This window comes from Oligella sp. HMSC05A10 (assembly GCF_001808335.1).
Classification (GTDB): domain Bacteria; phylum Pseudomonadota; class Gammaproteobacteria; order Burkholderiales; family Burkholderiaceae_B; genus Oligella; species Oligella urethralis.
Map to the genome: position 1 here is coordinate 45,047 of NZ_KV792952.1, position 8,394 is coordinate 53,440.

The window sequence follows — 8,394 nt, forward strand, 5'->3', positions numbered from 1 at the left end:
GGTTAGACAATCCCACTGTAATACGGTAGACTGATGACATCTTGTCGGGGTGCCTGTGCCAAGCGTTATTGCGCTACAGGCTGAGATAACACCCGTGAACCTGATCCAGTTCGTACTGGCGGAGGAAATAAGATGCAATACCATCGCTCTAGTCACCAGCGCCTTTCCTCCCCCATGTGCTGATATGTATCACGATAAAAATAACCTCACTAGGGCATAGGAGCGTCTCTTTATATGTCACCAGGAATTCGTTTGCAGGAGATTGGCCTGAGTTATGCCGATAAACCGCTGTTTACGCAATTAAATGCGCATTTCAAGGGTGGTTGTTGGCATAGTATTCTTGGTCGTTCAGGCGTCGGCAAAAGTAGTCTTTTAAAAAGCATGGCGGGTTTGTTGAGTGACACCACGCTTGAGGGTTCAGTCAGCGCTGACGATCATCAGCCACTACAGGGAAGAATTGCCTGGATGGCTCAGGGCGACTCGCTGCTACCATGGCTTAATGTTCAAAACAATGTACTGCTCGGTGTGCGCTTACGCAAAGAGCGCTCAAAACAAGCCCTCGCTCGTGCCCAAGCGCTGCTCAGACAGGTTGGTTTAGGCGGCTTAGGTGAGCGCATGCCCCATCAATTATCGGGTGGGCAGCGCCAACGTGTAGCCTTGGCTCGAACCCTGATGGAGGATAAGCCCGTGGTACTGATGGATGAGCCCTTTTCTGCGTTAGATGCCATCACGAAGCTACAGCTACAAGACCTAGCCGCCGAACTGTTGCAAGATAGAACGGTGGTCTTGATTACCCATGATCCTCTGGAGGCCTTGCGTTTGAGCGATGAGGTGTGGGCAATGACTGGACGACCGGTCAGCTTGGATAGCCTGTTCACTATTGATATACCTGCGCCACGCGCTTTAGAGGATGCTCGCATCCTAGCGTGGCAAGGTGAGTTATTAAACTTCCTGCAGCACGATCTTGAGGAGCCTACCCATGAGTAAGCATCGAATCTCACCTGGGCTGCGCTTGTTGTTGGTAACGCTCAGTCTGTTTTTATTTTGGCAAATAATTGTCTGGGTCACCAAGACGCCGCACTTTATTTTGCCAGGACCCATTCGTGTATTTAAGGTGTTGTGGGCTCAGCGCAGCTTAATTGCTGAACATTCCCTAGTGACTTTAGCAGAAATTCTCCTAGGTATGGCCTTGGGTTGCTTGCTTGGTTTTCTGAGTGCGATGCTGCTACAGTGGTCCCGCACCCTCAGTTCATGGTTGCTGCCTATCTTGATTGTGAGTCAAGCCATTCCAGTGTTTGCCCTTGCTCCCATTTTAATGTTGTGGTTTGGTTACGGTATGCTTTCAAAGGTCGTGATGGCGGCGCTGATTATCTTCTTCCCGGTCACTTCTGCCTGTTATGACGGCTTACGACGCACCTCAGGTGATTGGCTAGCGTTGGCACATACCATGGGTGCCAGTAAATCGCAGCTGCTCTGGCAAATTCGCTTGCCTGCCGCCATGCCTTCATTGGCTTCCGGTCTACGGGTAGCAGCCGCTACTGCACCTATCGGCGCAGTGATTGGCGAGTGGGTGGGTTCCAGCCAAGGCTTAGGCTATTTAATGCTACACGCCAATGCCCGTATGCAGGTGGACACGGTTTTTGCTGCCTTGATCGTGCTGGCGAGTTTATCTTTACTATTGTATTTCAGTGTGGACTACCTATTGCGTCGACTGATTTATTGGACGACTTAAGACGTTTTTAATCATACTTTTAGGAGGGGATTGATGAAATCTTTATTTTCACGTAAAAAATTGCTCGCTGCAGGTGCTTTGAGCCTGCTAATGAGTACGCAAGCCTTGGCGGAAGACAAGCTGACTTTGTTGCTTGACTGGTTTGTAAACCCAGATCATGCGCCGATTATTATTGCGGAGAAAAAAGGTTATTTTAAGGATCAGGATTTAAAGGTGGATATTCAGGAGCCCGCCGATCCGTCCATGCCCCCTAAACTCGTGGCAGCGGGCAAGGCCGATATGGCGGTGACCTATCAGCCGCAATTACATATGCAGATCGATGAGGGTTTGCCGCTTACTCGTGTTACTACTCTGATTGCAACGCCTTTAAATACCTTGGTGACACTTAAAAGCAGTAACATCAGCTCGATTGCCGATCTTAAGGGTAAAAAAATCGGTTTTTCCGTTAGTGGCTTTGAAGATGTATTGTTGAGCGTGATGTTGCAGCATCACGGCCTGACAATGGATGATGTTGAGCTAGTCAATGTGAACTGGTCACTCTCGCCCTCATTGATTACCGGTAAGGTGGACGCTGTGATTGGCTCATACAGAAACTTTGAATTAAATCAGCTCGATATCGAAAATCATCCTGGTCACGCTTTTTATGTGGAAGAAGAAGGTGTCCCGACCTATGAGGAGCTAATTATCGTAGTAAATAATAAGGACCGTGATCATGATAAGTATCGCCGCTTTAATCTTGCCTTAGAGCAAGCTGTACAATTTATTGTGAATCACCCTGATGAGGCGTGGACCTTGTTTAAAGACTACAAACCTGCCGAGTTGGATGATGAGTTAAATCGTCGGGCATGGAAGGATACCCTAACACGCTTCGCTTTACGCCCAGGGGCGCTGAGCGAGCGCAGCTATGAGGCCTTTGCTAAGTTTATGCAGGAGCAGAAGCTGATTAAGCAGGTGCCCACTGCTGTTGCAGACTATGCGATTGAGCCTTAAATTTGGCGTGATTTAAACTAGGCAAAGCGTCTAGAATAAATCGAGATAAGGTGTATGAGTATGAGGCTGATACACCTTTTTTGTGGGACAGCCAACCCTTCCCTTATCACTCAATGAATTCGCTTAACATCCTAGTAACTCTGGGTATCGCACAAGGTTTAACATGTTTATTCGTGAGAAGAAAAATAAATCAGGCTCCGTTAGTATTCAAATACTCAGCAAAGAAAATGGAAGGAAGCGACTGCTTAAAACCATCGGTTGCGCTAGCGACCGCTTAGAAATTGATGCCTTGAAAATAAAAGCGCAGGAGACGCTGGAGGAGCTGAGTGCTCAATCTTCATCAAGCCACAACGAAGAAGATCAGCAATTTATCAATACCATCGCCTCCCTGAGCAATCGAAATATCCAAACCATTGGTCCTGAGCTTATCTTTGGTCGTATCTATGATGACATCGGTTTTCATCAGATTAAGGATGAGCAATTTCGTCATCTGGTGATAGCTCGACTTGCCTTTCCCTTAAGCAAGCTAAAAACCATTGACTACCTTCGACGCTATCAAGGCAGCAAGTTAAGGATTGAGGTGCTATATCGCTACTTGGATGGTCTAGCAAATAAACACAAGCCACGCCTTGAGCAGATTGCTTTAGCGCATGCCTTGCGGATGCATGATGCTGTGCTTAATACGGTCTTTTACAAAATCACACGCTTACATTACGTGAGTGAGGATGAAGATGATTTAGCTCGTATCAGCTCTCTCAACATCACTAAAGCTCAACATCCAACCATTTATTTAGGTCTATTAGTGAGTGCCAATGGCTATCCCATTAGCTATGACATCCTGAAGGGTAGGAGCTTTGAAGGCACTTGTTTAACCACCTGGTTGGAGGCGCTAAGCAGCAAATTCAATATTGGCAAGCCCATCGTGATGGCAGCCAGTGGTCTGCTCTCGCAAGGGCAGATTAAGGCCTTAGAAGACAAAGGGTATGACTATCTAGTAGGCGCTAACTTAGCGAGCAAAACAAGCGAAAAAAATAACATGGCTAAGCTGAGCTGGGAGGATGGTGAGTCTAGAAGCTTTGACCTCCCCGCTCAACAACGCCTAGTTGTACACTATAGCGCAGAACGGGCGCAGCGGGATGCGGCAAATCGTCGCAAAGGACTCAAGCGACTGCAACAAGGTATTCTCACTGGCGCCTTAACAGAGAAAAATAGTAATCAGCGAGGCTATAACAAGTACCTCAAACCTCATGTCGATGGCTCCATTGAGATTGACTGGCAACGCTATGAAGCAGATGCTGCGTGGGAGGGTTTGCGAGCTTATCTCACGAACTCGAGCTTAAAGGATGAGGAATTACTAAGCCAGTATGGACAACTGCAGCAGATTCAAAAAGCCTTCCGTCTATCCAACACCGATCTTAGAGTCGCTCCTATCCACCATCGTTTGGAGAACAGAATCTGCGCTCATCTCGGCATTGCCTTTAGCGCCTACACAATCCATCAACGCTTAGACACAGCGTTGCGACAAGCAGGCTCAACCCTCTCGCTCGACAAGGCGGCAGAGTTAACCCAGACGATGTACCAGGTTGTGCTTGACTTAGCTGCTAGCAAACATAGTCAGACGATATTACTAGGTATGGATGCGCAACAACAAGCGTTACGGAATATCTGCGAGAAACACTTCAAGTGATCGCTCCTGCCGCCCACCAGGAGCGCAGGAGCTAAGCTTAATTTCAATGCCTTACCATTGATAGCCGGCGCCAATCGTACCGCCCGCCCCACCACGTGCGGAAGTGTTGGCACTGCCTTTTAGGACCCACTTACCGTTCGCACTGACCGTGGACACCCCAATCGCCATGCCGGACTCACCTCGCCATACACCACCGGCAATCGCTACCATACTCTTACCCGGCAAGTAGGCTTGAGGTAAACCAGCTGCCGCCATCGCAGCCGCAATACCGGCATTGGCACGGTTATTATTACGTTGAATATCGTCTCGATTTGCGTCAATCTGTTGCTGTAGCTTGTGATTGGCCGCTGACAATTGTTCAACGTTAACCGCATCCGTTCCAGCAACACCAGGGGCGACGTTTGTTATGCGGTTATTATTCATATTAATACCGTCTTTATTAATCACCGGGCCACCGTTATTAACGCTGATGCTATCGGCATTCACGGTGCTTGCGGTGAGACTATTCAGCGTCACGTCTTGCTTTAAGCTAATCTCGATTTTGCCCGAATTATCGGTTCCTGTTTGAGCTACCGAAATATTACTATCGCCAACAAAGGTGACTTTACCGTTAGAGCCAATCTTTGAGGTATTGCCATTTGCGTCGGTAACGCTCCAAGGTGCGCTTGTATTGTTCCCAGCGTTTCCAATCTTCGTGTCTAGCGCATTTAATGCGGCGTTAACGCTGTTATAAGTGTTACCGTCCACATTCAATTGGGTGATTAACTTGCCGCCTTCAAACTTGGATTCACCGCCCATGCCAGCAGCAACGCTTTTAGCAAATTCATCAATATTTGGACTTGAACCACCACTATCTACTGATGCCTTAAGTTGTTTGAGCTGAGCTACGTTCACCGCATCTGTATCATTCAGACCAGCTGCCACACCAGTGATCTGGCGGGTGATGTTATTGGCTACATCACCTACACTGACCGCTGCGGCGGTTGAAGTCCAGGCGATATTCGTAGCTTTGTCATTGCCTGCGTACGGAGTTTGAGTCGACTGGTCCCAACCGGTAATACTTTTGTCTGTATTAGCCACGGAAGCTATACCCAAGGCAACGCTACCTTCTATCTCAGCTTTGGCGCCAACTCCCACTGCGGTAGCTTTGTTGGCCACAACGCTATTGTTACCGATGGACACTGCTTCACTGATATTCTCGAGTGTGATGTTATTGCCCATTAGAATGCTGTCTGACACCGTCGTCAACTCCTGCTCATTACCCGTTACAAAGGAGTTTTGAACATCGTTCAGCTTATTCTTCACCCCAGCAACAAACACACGTTTAGTGTTCTTAACCTCATTTTCAAAACCTTGTACGGACGAAAGTTCGGTATTTGTCACACTACTGTGCATACCCGTCAGGAAAAGGTTTTTGCCATTGTCGACAGTATTGCCGGCACCGATAACTCCAACTTGGCCAAGTTGGGTTTTGCTATCACGCAGCTTATCCCCAATGCTAGAGGCCGCAGTAGGCTCAAACGCACCTACGTCTATCTGGCCGTTATAAGAATTCTCGACTTTGTTGCCGTAACCGCTGATGATTACACCATTGCTTTCCTGCACCTCATTGGCCGCACCAGACACAATGACCGCAATACTGTTGTACTTCTTGGTATTTGTGGTCTTATTCATGTTACCCACAGTATTATAGGAACCAGTTATCTGGGAAAAAGCGCCCTGGGCAGCCCAATCCCCCCTGCCGAAAAATCCCCCCGTCTTAGCGTGTTGATTAATCAACAGATCGTTGTTGCTACCAATCACAGTGGAATATAACGCATGCGTATTTGATTTTGCGCCGATCAGGGTCGAACCACGTCTGGAAGCACCTTTCTGGTTGCTATGGTTAGCAGGCTTGGTGGGTGTACCAATATTTATCGCTTCATGGCCGGCATACGATTCATTTCCGATGGCGATCGAACCTTCCACACCATCACCGACCTGTGCCTTGGTACCTATGGCGATGGCATTCTTATTGTTTCCCTTGTACCACATCGACGCAGTATTACCGATGGCAATATTACTTTCCCCGTTTGCTTTGGCTTCATAACCGATAGCAACCCCTCTTTTCCCGGCTTGCGTCGCAGATAGGCCTGTATTGCGCCCTGTACCAATTGCAACGCCCTCTGCTTCCGCTTTAGTGTTGTAACCTACCGCAATACTGCGAGGCGCACTAGCGATGGTGCTATGACCTACCGCTATGCTGTTGACGCCACCAGCATTAGTCGTTGTACCTCCTAGCGCAATGGCATTTTGGCCAAGATTGCTGGTCGCCCAGGTCTTTGCATTTTGAATCGCTTCAGCTATGTCGGCTGCCGTAATACCGTTAATCGTCGCAAAACCGCCATCACCATTAGGTATCTGACATGAATAACTTTTTCCTCCATCTGGAATCGTACAAGTAATGCCCGTCTTACTGCTGATGGACGCAGCGCCATCAACCATATAATCAGCGCTAGCCGTCATCGGCAAACCACTCATCACCACCAAGGCAACACTGGTCAATGTGCTTCGTGACGACGAACCTGGGCGTTTAGCTTTTGATTTTGCGACTTCCGAGACCGCCACATAGGGGGGGGGGGTACTCGCTTGCTCGCTCCACACAGTTTTATAAAGATAATTCATATACAACACCTTTTTAATTTAAGCTTTGTTGAGAGTGCTTATACTACATAACTTGAGAAAATACGTGCTCAGATTCAATCCTGGTTTAGTTCTCAAAAACTAACAGCCTCCGCCCCTTAAACCCTATTTCAGACGCTTAAAATCCAAGCTTCTTGTTGCTAAGCATGTATTCATAACTTAGTCGATACTATGCTGCTTAGTTAAAAATCAACGAAGCGGCATCGGTATATACGCATTGTACTATGATTTCAACCCCATCACGCTACCACTACAGCATCTCTTTACGCAATTGCTCTGGTGATTTCATCGACAGCAAGCCGGGGGCCACGTCAAACACGGTTTTAGCACCGTATTGACCCTGCTGATTCATACGATAAGCAGCCCGCGCATAAGCTACGAGTACACTGGAAGTAAAACCGGGGTTATCATCCAACTGCAAACCATACTCAATCACTTGATTATGCTCAGGGCACGTATTACCGCTACGGATCACAAAGCCACCATGCGGCATTCGCTGATGCTCACGTGCTAAGGTTTCCTCATCAATAAAGTGAACGGTGGTGTCATACTCATCAAAGTAGTTAGGCATGGTTTTAATCGTCTGCTCAACCACGGCGGCATCCGCCCCCGCTTGCAGCACCACATAGCACTCACGTGTGTGCTTATCGCGCGTGCTAAGCGTTGGGCGAGTACCTGTACGCACGGCACCCATGGCTTTGGCTGAAGGCAAGGTATACTGCACCCCCGCCTTTACCCCCTCAACGCGACGTATAGCATCCGAGTGACCTTGGCTTAAACCCTTGCCCCAGAAGGTGTAGGTCTCCCCATCAGGCAGCACCGCTTCAGCATATAAACGATTAAGTGAGAATAAACCAGGATCCCAGCCCACGCTGATGAGTGCCGTTTTTTTGGCAGGGGCCGCAGCAGCATCAACACTGGCATAAAACTCAGGAATTCTAGCGTGGGTATCAAAACTATCAACTGTATTAAATAATGCGGCCAAGGCCGGCGTCTGTTGCGGCAAATCGTCTTTAGAACCACCACATAGAATTAACACATCGATTTTATCTTGAAAGCTCTTTAGGTCATCCATGGCAAAGACCTTGGTCTGCTCATTGAGCGTCACCAACTGCTCTGGTGGCCGGCGGCTAAACACACCAACAAGACTCATATCAGGATTGTGCTGAATGGCGGTCTCTACACCACGACCAAGATTACCATAGCCGACGATACCGATTCGAATAAGTTGGGACACGATTTAACTCCAAATTGAGGTGAATAAACAAGTTGACTTCCTCCCCTCCCTAAAGGGATGGGATTC

At 48.2% G+C, this 8,394-nt stretch carries 6 protein-coding genes and 1 riboswitch; of the genes, 4 read left to right on the top strand and 2 right to left on the bottom strand.

Going from position 1 to position 8,394, the window contains the following annotated elements; translation table 11 throughout:
* Positions 1–35 precede the first annotated feature (35 nt).
* Positions 36–144: riboswitch (TPP riboswitch) on the top strand.
* A 90-nt stretch (positions 145–234) separates the two neighbouring features.
* The 4 genes from HMPREF3144_RS09685 (at position 235) to HMPREF3144_RS11910 (ending at position 4,409) form a co-directional block, all read left to right on the top strand.
* Entirely contained in the window at positions 235–987 is a 753-nt protein-coding gene (locus HMPREF3144_RS09685) for an ABC transporter ATP-binding protein (protein ID WP_070477656.1), read from the top strand.
* Positions 980–1,732: an ABC transporter permease gene (locus tag HMPREF3144_RS09690; RefSeq protein WP_070469614.1), complete on the top strand. Its 753-nt coding sequence runs from the start codon at positions 980–982 to the stop codon at positions 1,730–1,732. The genes HMPREF3144_RS09685 and HMPREF3144_RS09690 overlap by 8 nt, the downstream gene beginning before the upstream one ends.
* Positions 1,733–1,765: 33 nt before the next feature.
* Entirely contained in the window at positions 1,766–2,722 is a 957-nt protein-coding gene (locus tag HMPREF3144_RS09695; RefSeq protein ID WP_052043616.1) for an ABC transporter substrate-binding protein, read from the top strand.
* Positions 2,723–2,885: 163 nt separating this feature from the next.
* Complete coding sequence (locus HMPREF3144_RS11910) at positions 2,886–4,409, top strand: IS1634 family transposase (protein ID WP_070477657.1); 1,524 nt, start codon at positions 2,886–2,888, stop codon at positions 4,407–4,409.
* A 51-nt stretch (positions 4,410–4,460) separates the two neighbouring features.
* Here HMPREF3144_RS11910 and HMPREF3144_RS09705 read toward each other — a convergent pair whose 3' ends face one another.
* Positions 4,461–7,073 carry a YadA-like family protein gene (locus HMPREF3144_RS09705; protein WP_070477659.1) on the bottom strand — a complete coding sequence of 871 codons (2,613 nt, stop codon included), beginning with the start codon at positions 7,071–7,073 and terminating at the stop codon, positions 4,461–4,463.
* 268 nt (positions 7,074–7,341) lie between these two features.
* Positions 7,342–8,328 (bottom strand): diaminopimelate dehydrogenase, encoded by a 987-nt coding sequence (locus tag HMPREF3144_RS09710; protein ID WP_036559105.1) that lies wholly within the window; start codon positions 8,326–8,328, stop codon positions 7,342–7,344.
* Between the last annotated feature and the right edge of the window lie 66 nt (positions 8,329–8,394).

Bases quoted from the DNA above. Each gene is read 5' to 3' on its own strand.
- HMPREF3144_RS09685 (WP_070477656.1), top strand. From the start codon at position 235: ATGTCACCAGGAATTCGTTTGCAGGAGATTGGCCTGAGTTATGCCGAT.
- HMPREF3144_RS09690 (WP_070469614.1), top strand. From the start codon at position 980: ATGAGTAAGCATCGAATCTCACCTGGGCTGCGCTTGTTGTTGGTAACG.
- HMPREF3144_RS09695 (WP_052043616.1), top strand. From the start codon at position 1,766: ATGAAATCTTTATTTTCACGTAAAAAATTGCTCGCTGCAGGTGCTTTG.
- HMPREF3144_RS11910 (WP_070477657.1), top strand. From the start codon at position 2,886: ATGTTTATTCGTGAGAAGAAAAATAAATCAGGCTCCGTTAGTATTCAA.
- HMPREF3144_RS09705 (WP_070477659.1), bottom strand. From the start codon at position 7,073: ATGAATTATCTTTATAAAACTGTGTGGAGCGAGCAAGCGAGTACCCCC.